Origin of the sequence: Cellulomonas persica (assembly GCF_007989825.1) — a bacterium.
In the GTDB taxonomy this organism is placed as follows: Bacteria; Actinomycetota; Actinomycetes; order Actinomycetales; family Cellulomonadaceae; genus Cellulomonas; species Cellulomonas persica.
In genome coordinates this window covers 315,211-329,291 of the sequence record NZ_BJUA01000002.1, presented here as the reverse complement: position 1 = coordinate 329,291, position 14,081 = coordinate 315,211, and the positions used below count along the sequence as shown (strand labels likewise).

Annotated in this window: 16 protein-coding genes; 7 read left to right on the top strand and 9 right to left on the bottom strand. The window is 74.1% G+C overall.

All coding sequences use genetic code 11. The annotated features are described in order from the left end of the window. Positions 1-13 precede the first annotated feature (13 nt). From CPE01_RS03305 to CPE01_RS03290, 4 genes are all read left to right on the top strand, one after another. Positions 14-2,941 (top strand): DEAD/DEAH box helicase, encoded by a 2,928-nt coding sequence (locus tag CPE01_RS03305; protein WP_146805205.1) that lies wholly within the window; start codon positions 14-16, stop codon positions 2,939-2,941. 105 nt (positions 2,942-3,046) lie between these two features. Beyond that, a complete protein-coding gene (locus CPE01_RS03300; RefSeq protein ID WP_146805204.1) occupies positions 3,047-4,660 on the top strand; it encodes an amidohydrolase in 1,614 nt (537 codons plus the stop codon). Between the two features lie 533 nt (positions 4,661-5,193). Then, on the top strand, positions 5,194-6,756 hold the full coding sequence (lnt, locus tag CPE01_RS03295) for an apolipoprotein N-acyltransferase (protein ID WP_146805203.1): 1,563 nt from the start codon (positions 5,194-5,196) through the stop codon (positions 6,754-6,756). After that, positions 6,753-7,547 (top strand): polyprenol monophosphomannose synthase, encoded by a 795-nt coding sequence (locus CPE01_RS03290; protein ID WP_146805202.1) that lies wholly within the window; start codon positions 6,753-6,755, stop codon positions 7,545-7,547. The genes lnt and CPE01_RS03290 overlap by 4 nt, the downstream gene beginning before the upstream one ends. Positions 7,548-7,585: 38 nt before the next feature. Here the strand turns inward: CPE01_RS03290 and CPE01_RS03285 are convergent, their stop codons facing one another. Further along, complete coding sequence (locus CPE01_RS03285; protein ID WP_146805201.1) at positions 7,586-7,930, bottom strand: RNA polymerase-binding protein RbpA; 345 nt, start codon at positions 7,928-7,930, stop codon at positions 7,586-7,588. A 145-nt stretch (positions 7,931-8,075) separates the two neighbouring features. Here CPE01_RS03285 and CPE01_RS03280 point away from each other — a divergent pair, with 145 nt between their 5' ends. Then, entirely contained in the window at positions 8,076-9,044 is a 969-nt protein-coding gene (locus CPE01_RS03280) for an aldo/keto reductase (RefSeq protein ID WP_371861973.1), read from the top strand. Positions 9,045-9,104: 60 nt separating this feature from the next. Here CPE01_RS03280 and CPE01_RS03275 read toward each other — a convergent pair whose 3' ends face one another. Continuing rightward, complete coding sequence (locus tag CPE01_RS03275; RefSeq protein ID WP_146805200.1) at positions 9,105-9,566, bottom strand: hypothetical protein; 462 nt, start codon at positions 9,564-9,566, stop codon at positions 9,105-9,107. A gap of 277 nt (positions 9,567-9,843) precedes the next feature. Between CPE01_RS03275 and CPE01_RS16330 the strand changes: the two genes are divergently transcribed. Further along, positions 9,844-9,966: a cellulose binding domain-containing protein gene (locus CPE01_RS16330; protein WP_186811389.1), complete on the top strand. Its 123-nt coding sequence runs from the start codon at positions 9,844-9,846 to the stop codon at positions 9,964-9,966. A 58-nt stretch (positions 9,967-10,024) separates the two neighbouring features. On the opposite strand, the gene CPE01_RS03270 is transcribed toward CPE01_RS16330, so the two are convergent. After that, positions 10,025-10,474 (bottom strand): hypothetical protein, encoded by a 450-nt coding sequence (locus CPE01_RS03270; protein ID WP_146805199.1) that lies wholly within the window; start codon positions 10,472-10,474, stop codon positions 10,025-10,027. Positions 10,475-10,655: 181 nt separating this feature from the next. On the opposite strand from CPE01_RS03270, the gene CPE01_RS03265 reads away from it, so the two are divergent. Continuing rightward, positions 10,656-11,408: a phosphotransferase family protein gene (locus CPE01_RS03265; protein ID WP_246783698.1), complete on the top strand. Its 753-nt coding sequence runs from the start codon at positions 10,656-10,658 to the stop codon at positions 11,406-11,408. 30 nt (positions 11,409-11,438) lie between these two features. Here the strand turns inward: CPE01_RS03265 and CPE01_RS16875 are convergent, their stop codons facing one another. From CPE01_RS16875 to CPE01_RS03240, 6 genes are all read right to left on the bottom strand, one after another. Continuing rightward, positions 11,439-11,573 (bottom strand): hypothetical protein, encoded by a 135-nt coding sequence (locus CPE01_RS16875; RefSeq protein ID WP_281285094.1) that lies wholly within the window; start codon positions 11,571-11,573, stop codon positions 11,439-11,441. Continuing rightward, on the bottom strand, positions 11,563-12,096 hold the full coding sequence (locus CPE01_RS03260) for an ASCH domain-containing protein (RefSeq protein ID WP_146805198.1): 534 nt from the start codon (positions 12,094-12,096) through the stop codon (positions 11,563-11,565). The genes CPE01_RS16875 and CPE01_RS03260 overlap by 11 nt, the downstream gene beginning before the upstream one ends. Positions 12,097-12,249: 153 nt before the next feature. Further along, entirely contained in the window at positions 12,250-12,495 is a 246-nt protein-coding gene (locus CPE01_RS03255) for a hypothetical protein (RefSeq protein ID WP_146805197.1), read from the bottom strand. Between the two features lie 175 nt (positions 12,496-12,670). Continuing rightward, positions 12,671-13,213: a GNAT family N-acetyltransferase gene (locus CPE01_RS03250; RefSeq protein WP_146805196.1), complete on the bottom strand. Its 543-nt coding sequence runs from the start codon at positions 13,211-13,213 to the stop codon at positions 12,671-12,673. Next, positions 13,210-13,563, bottom strand: a complete 354-nt coding sequence (locus CPE01_RS03245) for a VOC family protein (RefSeq protein ID WP_146805195.1) — start codon at positions 13,561-13,563, stop codon at positions 13,210-13,212. Before CPE01_RS03245 ends, CPE01_RS03250 begins: the two co-directional genes overlap by 4 nt. 22 nt (positions 13,564-13,585) lie before the next feature. Then, a complete protein-coding gene (locus tag CPE01_RS03240; RefSeq protein WP_146805194.1) occupies positions 13,586-14,080 on the bottom strand; it encodes a GNAT family N-acetyltransferase in 495 nt (164 codons plus the stop codon). Between the last annotated feature and the right edge of the window lies 1 nt (position 14,081).

Sequence of the window (14,081 nt, the reverse complement as noted above, 5' to 3'; positions counted from 1 at the left end):
CTAGGGTGGGCAGGTGCCGTCCCGCTCCCGCCATCGCCGCAAGCCGTCCGAGCGTCCGTCGGCGGCGTCCTCGGGCCCGCTCGACGCAGCGTCGAGCGCCTCGCGGCCCCGCGCTCCGCAGTCGCGCCCGTCCGACGAGGTCGAGCTCTCGCCTGCCGAGCGGTACGCGGCCGCGCGCCGTCGTGCGGCCGACGAGCGCGGTGAGCTCGCGGCGTTCCGCGAGCTGATCGGGTTCCAGCTCGACGACTTCCAGGTCGAGGCGTGCCGCGCGCTCGAGCGCGGCAGCGGGGTGCTCGTGGCGGCGCCGACCGGGGCGGGCAAGACGGTCGTCGGCGAGTTCGCCGTGCACCTCGCGCTCGTCGCGGGCCGCAAGGCGTTCTACACGACGCCGATCAAGGCGCTGTCCAACCAGAAGTACGCCGACCTGGTCCGCCGCTACGGCCCGGACAAGGTGGGGCTGCTCACGGGCGACACGACGGTGAACTCCGAGGCCCCGGTCGTCGTCATGACGACCGAGGTCCTGCGCAACATGCTCTACGCGGGGTCGGGCACGCTGGCCGGGCTGGGCTTCGTCGTGATGGACGAGGTGCACTACCTCGCCGACCGGTTCCGGGGTCCGGTGTGGGAAGAGGTCATCATCCACCTGCCCGACGACGTGCAGCTCGTCTCGCTGTCGGCGACGGTCTCGAACGCCGAGGAGTTCGGCGACTGGCTCGCCACCGTGCGCGGTGACACGACCGTCGTCGTGAGCGAGCACCGGCCCGTGCCGCTCGGTCAGCACGTCCTGGTACGTGACGAGCTGCTCGAGCTGTACGCCGGCCACGTCGACCCCACGGACCCGGGCGTCGACCCGCCGATCAACCCGGACCTGCGCCGGTTGCTCGCCGCGCGCTCGTCGGACGACCGACGCGGTCCCGGCGACCGCGGCTACCGGGGCCGCGGAGGCCACCGCCCCGGGGGTGGGCGGCCCGGCGGCGGCGGGCCGGGGATCCGCCCCGCACCCCGGTTCGCGGTCGTCGACCTGCTCGACCGTGAGGGCCTCCTGCCCGCGATCGTGTTCATCTTCTCGCGTGCCGGGTGCGAGGCCGCGGTCGAGCAGTGCCTGGCCGCCGGGGTGCGTCTGACGACGCCCGCCGAGCAGGCCGAGATCCGTCAGGTGGTCGAGCAGCGGTGCGCCGCGGTCCCACCCGAGGACCTCGAGGTGCTCGGCTACTGGCAGCTCGCCGACGCCCTCACGCGCGGCGTCGCTGCGCACCACGCCGGCATGCTCCCGTTGTTCAAGGAGACGGTCGAGGACCTGTTCTCCCGCGGTCTGGTGAAGGTCGTGTTCGCCACGGAGACCCTGGCGCTCGGCATCAACATGCCCGCGCGGTCCGTGGTGCTCGAGAAGCTCGTGAAGTGGGACGGCTCGCGGCACGTGGACGTGACGCCCGGTGAGTACACCCAGCTCACGGGGCGCGCGGGTCGTCGGGGGATCGACGTCGAGGGGCACGCCGTCGTCGTCGCCCACCAGGGCCTCGACCCCGTGCAGCTCGCGGGCCTGGCGTCCAAGCGTCTGTACCCCCTGCGCTCGAGCTTCCGCCCGACGTACAACATGGCGGTCAACCTCGTGGCGCAGGTGGGTCGCGAGCGCGCACGGGAGGTGCTCGAGACGTCGTTCGCGCAGTTCCAGGCCGACCGTGGCGTGGTGGGACTGGCCCGGCAGGCGCAGGCGCACACCGAGGCGCTCGAGGGCTACGCGGAGGCGATGCAGTGCCACCTCGGCGACTTCGCGGACTACGCGGCGCTGCGACGCGAGATCTCACGCGCCGAGAAGGACGCGAGCCGTCAGGAGGCGGGTGCGCGTCGCGCCCGGGCGCTCGCGTCGCTCGAGGGGTTGCGTGCCGGGGACGTGCTCGAGGTCCCCGGCGGGCGGCGCAGCGGCTTCGCGGTCGTCGTCGACCCCGGGGTCAAGGGCGGGTTCGACGGCCCACGTCCGACCGTCCTGACCACCGACCGTCAGGTGCTGCGCCTGACCGTGGCCGACGTCGGTGCGGGCGTACGCACCGTCGGTCACCTGCGGGTGCCGCGCGACCTGAGCGTGCGCGTGCCGGCCACGCGGCGTGAGCTCGCCGCCCGCCTGCGCGAGGCGGTCGCGGACCTCACGCCGGCGCCCCACGAGCGCCGTCGCACGCCCCCGCGCTCCGACGACGACGCGCACGTCGCGCAGCTGCGGCGGCGCCTGCGGTCGCACCCGTGCCACGCGTGCCCCGACCGCGACGAGCACGCACGCTGGGCCGAGCGCTGGGCGCGGCTGAAGGCCGAGCACGACGCGCTCGTCGGGCGCATCGCCGGTCGCACCGGCTCGATTTCCGTGGTCTTCGACCGCACGTGCGACGTGCTCGTCACGCTCGGCTACCTCGAACCCGCGGACGGTCCGCGCGCGCTGCGGGTCACCGCCGACGGCCGGTGGCTGCGGCGGATCTACGCGGAGAACGACCTGCTGCTCGCCGAGTGCCTGCGGCGCGGCGTCTGGGACGACCTCGACGCGCCCGGTCTCGCCGCCGCGGTCTCGACCGTCGTGTACCGCTCGCGACGTGAGGAGGACACCGAACCCCACGTGCCGGGCGGTCCGCGCTCGCGCCTGGGCGTCGCGCTCGAAGGCACCGTCCGGGCCTGGTCGGAGCTCGAGGACCTCGAGTCGGCGCACCGCCTCGAGACCATCCAGCCGCTCGACCTCGGCCTGGTCGAGGCCGTGCACCGGTGGGCCGCGGGCCGCAGCCTCGACGCGGTGCTGCGGGGCTCCGACCTGACCGCGGGCGACTTCGTGCGGTGGTGCAAGCAGGTCATCGACGTGCTCGACCAGCTCGCCCAGGCGGGCCCGCACGAGCGGATCCGGACCACGGCGGCCACGGCCGTGACCGCGCTGCGCCGTGGGGTGGTGGCCTACTCCTCGGTGTGACGCTGCTCGCGTCCCGACCGGTCCAGGCCGTGACCTGCGGGCTCGCGCGCGGTCGCGCAGCGCGGGGAGCAGGCCCGTGGGCTGCGGGTGCCCTATCGTGCGCGTGTGAGCTCCACCCTGTACCGCGGCGGCGTCGTGCACTCCCCGGCAGACCCGTTCGCTGAGGCCCTGCTCGTCGAGGACGGCACTGTCGCCTGGCTCGGCGCGGACGACACGGCCGACGGCTTCGCCGCGCGCGCCGACGAGGTCGTCGACCTGGACGGCGCGATCGTCACGCCCGGCTTCGTCGACGCGCACGTGCACGTGCTCGAGACCGGCATGGCGCTCGAGTCCGTCGATCTCAGCACCGCCCGGTCGCTCGACGAGGCGCTCGGCGCGGTCCGTCGGGCAGCCGACGCCCGTGCCGGCGACGACGTGCTGCTGGGCTTCGGCTGGGACGAGACCGGCTGGCCCGAGGGACGCGGTCCGACCCGCGACGAGCTCGACGCGGCCGCGCGCGGCCGGCAGGTGTACCTGGCGCGTGCGGACATCCACTCCGCGGTGGTCTCGACCTCCCTCGCCGAGGGGCTCGGCCTGTCGCGGCTCCCCGGGTGGTCCGCGGACGGACGGGTGGAGCGCGACGCGCACCACGCCGCACGCGAGGCCGCACGCTCGATGGACCCCGCTCGACGCACGCGCCTGTACCGCCTGGCGCTCGAGCACGCGGCGGCCCGCGGCATCGTCTCGGTGCACGAGAACTCCGCCCCGTTCATCGACACGCGCCAGGGCCTGGTCGAGCTCCTCGAGCTCACGCGCGACCCGGCGGGCGGGCTGCCGCACCTGGTCGCCTATCGGGGCGAGGCGTGCGAGACGGTCGACGACGCACGGGAGGTGCTCGCGGCGGTCCCCGGCCTGACGGGGCTCGGCGGCGACCTCAACGTGGACGGCTCGATCGGCTCCCGGACCGCGGCGCTGCGTGCGCCGTACGTCGACGCGCCCGGCGACGGCGTGCTCCACCTCACCGCCGAGCGCATCGCCAACCACATCACGTCGGCGTCGCGCGCGGGCGTGCAGGCCGGCTTCCACGTGATCGGCGACCGCGCCATGGACGAGGTGCTGATCGGCCTGCGGGCTGCGATCGACGTCGAGGGGCCCGCGGCGATCGCACGCACCGGCGTGCGGCTCGAGCACGCCGAGATGGTCGACGCGCCCACCCTCGCGGCGCTCGTCCTGCTCGGCGTGCGGCTGAGCGTGCAGCCGGCGTTCGACGCCGCGTGGGGCGGTCCCGACGGGATGTACGCGGCGCGCCTGGGGCGCGCTCGCGCGGCGGCGCTGAACCCGCTGGCCGATCTCGCGGGCGCGGGCATCCCGCTCGCGTTCGGCTCGGACGCACCCGTGACCCCGCTCGACCCGTGGGCGGGCGTGCGCGCGGCGGTGGAGCACCACGCGAGCGAGCAGCGGCTCTCGGCGCGGGCGGCCTTCCGCGCCGCGACGCGCGGCGGGTGGCGGCTCGCCGGGATGGACCACATCGGCGAGCTGCGCGTCGGCGCGCCCGCGCACCTGGCCATCTGGCGCGCCGAGCACCTCGCGGTGCAGGCGCCGGACGGGCGGCTGTCCGCGTGGAGCCCGGACGCCCAGGCCGGCACGCCGCTGCTTCCGCTGCTGGGGGCGAACGAGGTGCCGCCCCGGTGCCTGCGGACCGTGCGCGACGGGGTGGTCCTGTTCGACAGCCTGGCGTAGCCCGGGGCGCCGCGTAGGACGAGCGGGTGATTTTCGCCTCGCTCGCGTGGCCCCCGCTCGGGTGAGCGCGGGCGTCGTCCGCGGGTCACGGTCCGGACACGACGAGGTCGAGATTGCGACACGCGGGCGACACGCCGGACACGGACAACCGACCAGTCCGGGACGCTGCGCGCTGACCTGCGACGAGTCCCGTGGCCTGCGTCGACGCGGGCTTGACACCGTTTCTGAGAGCGGTAGTTTTCCGGGTGACCCGCCGCCCAGGGGGTGTCGTGACGAGGAGGTCACCAGCCGGTCGCACCAGCCACCGCCCAGGAGCGGGGCCGCCGTCCGGCGGTGGTCCCACAGGCTCCGGCCGGGCCCGCGTGTTCAGTAGACAACGGTCGTCGCGCTTGGCGCGCGACCGGTACGAAGGACACGCGGGCCGGTCGGTCGGCCCGGACGGCCTGACCGAGCGCCGACCTGCCTCCTGGCACAGCCGAGTGGTCCTCGATGCGGCGTCCGGCACGCCTCGGTTTCTCGCCTAGGCTGGCGCGGTGCCCACCGCCTCACCGCCCCGATGGTGGACGCTGCTGCTCGCCGTGGCCGGAGGCCTGGCGACGCGCGTCGCCTTCCCAGGACCCGGTGTGTGGCCGGCGGCGTTCCTCGGCATGGCGCTGCTCTACCTGGCGCTACGGCGCGACAGCGCGCGCTGGAACGCCCTGGTCGGGCTGCTCTGGGGGCTCGCGTTCTACCCCGCGCTGATCACGTGGGCCGACGAGGCGGTCGGTCCCGTGCCGTGGCTCATGCTCTCGCTCGCGTGCGCGGCGTACGTCGCGGTCTTCGGTGCCGCCTGGACGTGGGCGCGTCGGGGCGAGGCCGTCTGGCGCAGCCCCTGGTGGCAGCTGCCCGTGTTCGTCGTCATCTGGGTCGCGCTCGAGGAGGGCCTCGCGGCGTGGCCGTTCGGCGGGTTCCCCTGGGGGCGCCTGGCGTTCTCGCAGTCGGACTCGCCGGTCCTCGGGTTCGCGGCGATCGGCGGCGTGCCGCTGCTGAGCGCGGTCGTCTGCGCCGGCGGCGTGCTCCTGGGCCGAGCGCTGATCGCCCTGCGCCACGCACGCCTGGTCACCGCGGCGAGCAGCGCCCTCGCGGCCGTGCTGCTGGTCCTCGTGGGCTTCTCGGTGCCGCTGCCGACGGGCGCGGAGGCGGGCACGCTGAAGGTCGGCGCGGTGCAGGGCAACGTCCCGGGGCAGGGGCTCGACGCCTTCGGACGGCGTGCCGTGGTGCTCGACAACCACGTGCGGGGCACGCACGCGCTGCTCGACCAGGTCGAGCCCGGCGAGCTCGACCTGGTGCTCTGGCCGGAGAACGGGACGGACATCGACCCGCAGGTCGACGAGCAGGCAGCGACCGCGATCGACGACGCCGCCCAGGCCGTCGGCGCGCCCATGCTCGTCGGCACGGTCGAGTACCCCGAGTCCGGCGGGCGATACAACACCTCAGTCTTGTGGGAGCCCGAACAAGGCGTGGTTGCGACCTACTCGAAGCGCCACCCGGCGCCGTTCGCCGAGTACATCCCGTTGCGCTCCGTCGCGCGCCTGTTCTCGTCCGCGGTCGACCGCGTCACCCGCGACATGCTGCCGGGGGAGGGCGAGGGTGTGATCCCGCTCGCGTCGGAGCGACTCGGCCGCACCGTCGGCATCGGCGACGTGATCTGCTTCGAGGTCGCCTACGACGCGCTCGTGCGGTCCGCCGTCCGGGCCGGGGGCGAGATCATCGTCGTGCAGACGAACAACGCGACGTTCGGCCGGTCCGACGAGTCGACCCAGCAGCTCGCGATGTCCCGGATCCGCGCCGTCGAGCACGGACGGGCCACCGTCCAGATCTCGACGGTGGGCGTGAGCGGTGTGATCCAGCCGAACGGAGCGCTCACCCAGAGCACGGAGCTGTTCACTGCGGACCAGATGATCGCTACCCTTCCGCTGCGCACGTCGCAGACGTGGGCAACGCGCCTCGGGGCGTGGCCGGCCTGGGGCATCGACGCCCTGGCCGTGTGCGCCGTGCTCTTCGGGGCTGTAGGAGCCGCGCGCCTGCGCGGCACGAACCGGGGGGAGCCCGCGTGAGTGCACGAGTCCTCGTCGTCGTCCCGACGTACAACGAGAAGGAGTCGATCCCCGGTGCGCTGTCGCGACTGCGCGAGCACGTGCCCGACGCCGACGTCCTCGTCGTCGACGACGGCTCACCCGACGGGACCGGGCAGCTGGTCGAGCAGATCGCGGCCGACGAGCGTGACGCGGGCGTCGCGCGGTCCGTCTCCGTCCTGCACCGCACCGCCAAGCAGGGGCTCGGGAAGGCGTACGTCGCGGGCTTCGGGTGGGCCCTCGAGCGCTCGTACGACGTGATCGTGGAGATGGACGCCGACGGCTCGCACCGCGCGCAGGACCTGCCGGCGCTGCTCGCCGCGCTGCCTGACGCCGACCTCGTCCTCGGCTCGCGCTGGGTTCCCGGCGGGAGCGTCGTCAACTGGCCCAAGAACCGCGAGGTCCTCTCGCGCGGGGCGAACACCTACACCCGACTGCTGCTCGGCATCCCGGTCCGCGACGCGACGGGCGGGTTCCGCGCCTACCGCGCCGACCTGCTGCGCGAGCTCGCGCTCGGGGACGTCGCGTCGCGCGGGTACTGCTTCCAGATCGACATGACGCTGCGCTCGCTCGCCGCGGGCGCGCGCGTCGTCGAGGTGCCCATCACGTTCGTCGAGCGCGAGCTCGGCGCGTCGAAGATGAGCCGTGACATCGTCGTCGAGGCCCTCGTGAACGTCACCCGGTGGGGGATAGCAGAACGCTCCCGCCGGGTGGCGGGAGCGTTCAGGAAGGTGACGCGCAGCGGCCGCGAGGGCCAGGCCGTCGGGCGCTGAGCCGGGTCAGGCGCCGGGTCGACCCGGCGCTCGGTCGGTCACGCGCTGCGGCGCAGCTTGCCGGCGCGCAGCAGGTCGAGGCGCTCGTCGAGGAGCTCCTCGAGCTCACCGATCGTGCGGCGCTCGAGCAGCATGTCCCAGTGGGTGCGGGCCGGCTTGGTCGCCTTGGCCTCGGGCTTCGACGCGTCCCGCAGGAGCGCCTCGGCACCGCACCGGCACTCCCAGACGACGGGGACATCCGCCTCCACCGAGAACGGGAGGATGATCGTGTGCCCGTTGGGACAGTCGTAGTGCGCCTGGAGGCGAGGGGCGAAGTCGACGCCCTCCTCGGTCTCCATGCTCTGCGACCCGATGCGCATACCGCGCAGGGACCTGTTCGCCATGAGAATGACCTCCGTGCCGGATCGCGGCTCGTCGAGTATGAGTTCCACCGGGCTCAACGGTGGAGAGCTCTTCAGTGTTCCAGCGTGACGTGAAGGGATCGTGAACGCACGCGGAGCGGCCCGGGGGGCCTACTGTGCAGGAGTGATGTCCGCGACCTCGACACCGACCGACATGACGTACCGCCGGATGGGCGACTCGGGACTGGTCGTCTCGACCGCAGGACTCGGCTGCAACACGTTCGGCGCGACGCTTCCTGACGATGGTGTCACGTCCCTGGTGGACGCCGCACTCTCGGCGGGTGTGACGTTGTTCGACACCGCGGACGTCTACGGCGACACACCGGGCAGGAGCGAGGAGCTGCTCGGTGCGGCGCTGCGCGGGCGGCGCGACGACGTCGTCATCGCGACCAAGTTCGGCCTGGACATGGCGGGCGTCAACGGGCCGGACTGGGGTGCGCGCGGCTCGCGGCGGTACGTGCGTCGTGCGGTGGAGGCGTCGTTGCGGCGGCTCGGCACCGACTGGATCGACCTGTACCAGATGCACGCCCCGGACGATGGGACACCCGTCGAGGAGACGCTCGCCGCGCTGCACGAGCTCGTCGTCGAGGGCAAGGTGCGGTACATCGGCTCGTCGAACTTCGCCGCGTGGCAGGTGGTGCAGGCCGACTGGACCGCCCGGACGGGCGGCCTGACGCCGTTCGTCTCGGCGCAGAACCGCTACAGCCTGCTCGATCGCCGTGCGGAGGCGGAGCTCGTGCCCGCGGTCGAGGCGTCGGGGGTCGGGCTCATCCCGTACACGCCGCTCGCCTCGGGCCTGCTCACCGGCAAGTACCGCCGCGGCGAGAGCGCACCCGAGGGCGCGCGCCTCACGCGACTGCCGGAGCGGCTGGCGGGCGCGGACTTCGACCGCATCGAGGCGCTGGCGGCTCTCGCCGACGAGTGGGGCGTCCAGCTCGCCACGCTGGCGCTCGGCGGCCTCGCCGCGCAGCCCGGCGTGGCGTCGGTGATCGCGGGTGCGCGCACGCCGGAGCAGCTGCACGCCAACGTGGCCTCGATCCTGTGGGAGCCGGACCTCGAGCAGCTCGCGGCCATCGACGAGGTCGCTCCCGCCTGACGCACGCGTGGGCCGCGGCTCACCCCGCCTGACCCTCACGCCGGCTGAGCTCACACCGCTCTACACCGGGGCGAGCACGGCCGGGCCGTGCGGCCCGACCGCGACGATCGCGTGCATCGGCACCCCGGCTCCGCCCAGGGTGCGTTCGAGCTCGACGACCCAGCTCAGCTGCCCGCACACGTCCTCGTCGCCATCGCCGACCAGTGCGACGACGACCGAACCGCCCACGGCGTGCTGCTCGAGCACCGCGGCGAGGTCGTCGGCGAGGTACTGCGCGAAGCCGTCCGAGACCGCCAGCGGTCGTTCGCTGATCGCGAGGACGAGGGGGAGCACGCGGTCGTCGGCGTCCAGGAGCACGCACCACAGCGCGGGCGGCCCGTAGGCCTCCGGCCCGACGAGATCCTGCACCAGCCGCGCGGCCGCAGCAGGGGAGGCGATGCGGGTGCCGACGAGCGCGGCGAGGTCCGCGAGGTCGTCGTCCGGTCCGTCGGCGTCCCAGGTGTGCGGTGGTCGTCGTGTCATGGCCGCACGGTCGCAGAGCCGCACCGACGGCCGCAGGACGCCCAGCCCCGGCGGTGGACGGGGGAGCGGTCCGCGGGCCTGGGGTCGGGTCGCGGACACGCGTCCGGCGCGACGACGAATCGATGTGCGCCCGCAAGCGGGTGGACGCAGCCCTGCCGCGCCGCGGCGGCGCGCTCGTGGGTTGGCGCTCATGCGGCGGACGAGGGCGTACCGGGCGCGAGTGGCGGCGGCGCTGGGGGCGGCCGGTGCCGTCGGGATGGTGGCCGCAGCGGTGGGCGTGGCACCCCCCGCCCTGGGAGCGGCCGGCTGCTCGGCGGCGTACACCGTCACGAGCCGGTGGGGCGGCGGGTTCGGTGCCGACGTCACCGTGACGAACCTCGGCGAGGCGCTCGACGGCTGACCACGAGCACCCGCAGCGCCGCACGTCGGCGGCGGCGCTCCCGGTCGTATCGCGACGTTCAGCGCTTCGTGCGTGCGGCGCGGAACGCGTCGATCGCCGGGTCCGGCGCGTGCTCGGGTTCGTCGCCCAGGAACACGGCGACGAGCGTGGCGCCCGGATCGGCGTCGAGCGCCGGGAGATAGGTGTCCCGCCACGTCCACAGGTTCGGGTGCTGGTAGACCTCGCACGCCTCGGCGGGCTGCAGCATCGCGACGGCCCGCTCGAGCTGCGCACGGGTGAGCCGGTAGGCGGCGGTCCCGGACGCGTGGCCGACGACGTGCGCGACGACGACCCCCGGGAGAAGGTGCCCCTCGGCGTTGACCAGCGGGAAGTGCTCGGGGAGCGGCCCGGGCGCGTCGGACGGAACGAGGCCCACGCCGTGCGCCACGGGACGCTCCCAGCCGTCGATCGCGAGCTCGAACGCGTCGCGTGCTGCCGTGATCTCGTCCGCCGTCACCCAGTTCGCCATGCACGCGACCCTGGCGGATCCGCGGGCTCCGGTCACGCCCATTCGCCGGTTCGGCCGCGTCCGCCCGTCCTAGGATCGGTCGGTGCCGCTCGACCACCATCGCCTCAGCCTTCGCCAGCGGGAGCTGGTGGAGCGGTGGCTTCCCGGCGCTCGGGTGCTACGCGACCACAGCTGGGGTCTCGTGGGCACGACCGTGCTCGAGGTCGCCCACGACGACGAACGCCTCGTCGTCAAGGCGGGCGACGACGCGGACCACCACCTCGCGCGCGAGATCACGGCGCACGAGCAGTGGTTGGGCCCCTGGGTCGCCGCGGGGCGCGCCCCCGAGCTCGTCCGTGCCGACCGCACAGCCAAGCTGCTCGTCACCAGGTGGCTCCCCGGCGACCTCGCGCTCGCCACGCCCGCCGCAGCCGACCCCGCGACCTACCGTCAGGCGGGCGAGCTCCTCGCAGCGCTGCACGCGCAGGAGCCTGTCCTGGACGACGAGTACGAGCATCGCGAGAACGCGCGGTTGCTGCGGTGGCTCGACTCGCCGCACCGGGTGGACGACGAGGTGGTCGAGCACATCCGCGCCGTCGTCGCCTCCTGGCCGACCCCACCCGCGCGCGTGGTGCCGACCCACGGCGACTGGCAGCCCCGCAACTGGCTCGTGGACGGGGGAGTGGTGCGCGTCATCGACTTCGGTCGGGCCGCGCTGCGGCCCGCGATGGTCGATCTCGCCCGGCTCGCCGCACAGGAGTTCGGGCGCGACCCGGCGCTCGAGCACGCGTTCCTCGACGGGTACGGGGCAGATCCACGCGAACCGACCGCATGGGCGCGTGTGCGGCTGCGCGAGGCGGTCGGAACCGCGGCGTGGGCGTTCCAGGTCGGAGACGAGGCGTTCGAGGCGCAGGGCCACCGCATGATCGCGGAGGCCTTGGCCACGACCGCTTGACCCGTGGCGGCGCACCGAAGGGCGCGCTCGTCAGGGTCGGACGTCGCCGATGCGCACGTGGTTGCCGAACGGGTCGCGGATGCCGAAGTCCCTGCCGTGGCGCCGGTCCATCGCGTCCCGCGCGCGCAGCAGCCGGCGGTTCAGGTGCTCGCTCTCACCGCTCATGCGACGTCGGCTCGTCGGCGAGCTCGGGTGGCCACACGACCGTGAACCGCTCGCACACGATCTCGTCCTGCTCGGACCAGGTCGCCCCGCGCGCGGCGCACGTCCGCGTCCAGTACCGGCGGTGCTCACGCCGCCAGCTCTCGAGCGTCCGGTCGTCCTCGCCCTCGTCGTACGCGAACGCCTCGTCCACCTCGTCGAACGTCGCGAGCCGTAGGTCGGTCGTGCGCAAGATCGCGGCGGGCCGGCCGGTGCCGTCGCACGCGATCCAGTGCCCGCCGATCCGCGGCAGCAGGTCTCCGCCCGCGACGTACGCGTCGACGAGCTCGGCGGTCGCGCGCTTGGGGCCGTGCGTGACGGCGCGCAGCAGCTGGTCGGCGAGCCTGGGGGAGTCGCCGAAGTACTCGACCGTGTACTCCGGTGCACCGGCGGCCGCGCTGGGGTGGGCGGCGCTGTAGGCCGCCCAGAACGCGTCGGCGGCAGCCCGGTCGACGGCGGGCAGGGACGTCGCAGGTCGGTCGTTCATGCGTGCAGCGTGCCAGCAGCCGCCGTCGCCGTCGAACGACGCAGCACCGCGGTTCGAACAGTTGTACGACACCGGTTGCGCGGCGCGACGTCGGTTCCGACGCCAGCGTGCGGACACGTCACGGCGGCGTCGCGCCGTCGCGTGGATCGTGCGCTACAGCAGGCCGAGAGCGTGCCCGACGAGCGCCGTCGCGACAGCCGCGCTGATCGCGCCGATGAGGACGGTGGCGCGGCGCCGGGCGCGACGCGCACGCAGCTCGCGGTCGAGCGCGTCGAGCAGACGGTCGGCGTCCCGCCGGGCGCGCCTGCTGGGCGTCTGTGCACGGACGGACGACGCGCGGGTGCGCACGGACCTGCGCACGCCGCCGTAGCGCTGCGAGAGCCACGGATCCATACCCACGCCGACGCATCGGCTCGGCGTCGCGCGGCCATGAGGTGGCGTTCGAGTGGTTCTCGGCGAATGCGCCCGGACTGATCGGGCGATCCGTCCCGGCAGGCGGAGATCTCTGGTCCCACCGCAGCATGCTGCAATCGCCGATAATGCACATTATGTCAGAACGGCTGAGCGGACCCCCTCACTCCTCCCACACGGTCAGCAGGCTGCGACCGTGGAGCGACGTCTGCGTCACAAGGGCGGTCTCGCGGAACCCGAGCTTGGTCAGGACGCGTCGGGACGCCACGTTCCAGTCCCACACCTCGGCCCAGATGCGCGGGATCCCGGCGTCGAGCGCCCACGCGACGACGGCCCGGCCGGCCTCGGTCGCGTAGCCACGGCCCTGAGCGGCGCGGAGCAGCTCGTAGGCGAGCTCGGGCTCACCGGGCGCGCCGCTCCCCCGAGGCGTCAGCCCGCAGTAGCCGATGACGTCGCCGGACTCCTTGCGCTGCACCGCGAGCAGACCGAGGCCGGGTGCCTGGGTCTCCGCACGGACGTGCGCCGCGATCTCGTCGACCGTCGGCCGCCCGTCCCGGTCGATCCGTCGATGGGCGGGCACCCGCGGGTCGCGTTCGAGCCACAGCTCGCGGTAGATCACGGCCTCGTCGGCGCGTCGACCTCGCAGGACCAGGCGCGCGGTCTCGAGGACGTCGAGCGGGCCGGGTCGCGACGAGGCCTCGCTCACGCCGGCTGCCACAGCTCGATGCGGTTGCCCTCCGGGTCGGTGACCCAGCCGAACCGGCCCACGTCCGCCATCTCCTGCGTCTGTGCGGACACGTCCGCTCCCGCGGCGCGCAGCTGGTCGAGCATCGCGTCCAGGTCGCGGACCCGGAAGTTGAGCATCGTGCGCTGGTCCCGAGCCCCGAGGTAGTCGGTCTCGCGCTCGAAGGTCGCGAACACCGTCGGCCCCGGCTCCGGATGCCACAGACCGTTCTCGTCGGCGTCCAGCCCGAGGCAGTCGCGGTACCACGCGCCCAGTGCCGCCGGGTCGGCCGCCCGGATGAAGTAGCCACCGATCCCCAGGACCCGTTCCATCTCGGCAGTCTGCCAGCGTGGATCAGCGGTGGCGAGGCAGCTTGAGGACGTAGCGCTCCTCGGTGACGTCCGGGTCGCGCGGGAGCGCCATGCGTTCGCCCGTCCGGGCGAAGCCGGCGCGGACGTACAGGTCCCCCGCGGCGTTGTTGCCGTCGACGAGCCACAGCGAGACGGTGCGTGCGCCGTCGGCGATGGCCGCCTGCCGGATCGCGTCGAGCAGCGCCCAGCCGATACCGCGGCGGCGGGACTCCGGTGCGACCCAGAGGCTGACCACGTGGCGGTCGTCCGTGGGCGAACCCGGCTCCTGGAGCATCGAGACGAGGCCGAGGACGGTCCCGTCGTCGGCCGACGCGAGCCACGTCGGCACCGTCCGGACGCGCATGCGCCAGTGCTTCTCCTTGAAGCGCTCCTCGCGCTCGAGCGACGAGCCGAAGGCGAAGGCGTCCTCGCGGAGCGCACGCAGGCGGATGTCGCGGACGCGCGCCCAGTCGTCCTCGGTTGCCAGGGAGATCTGCACG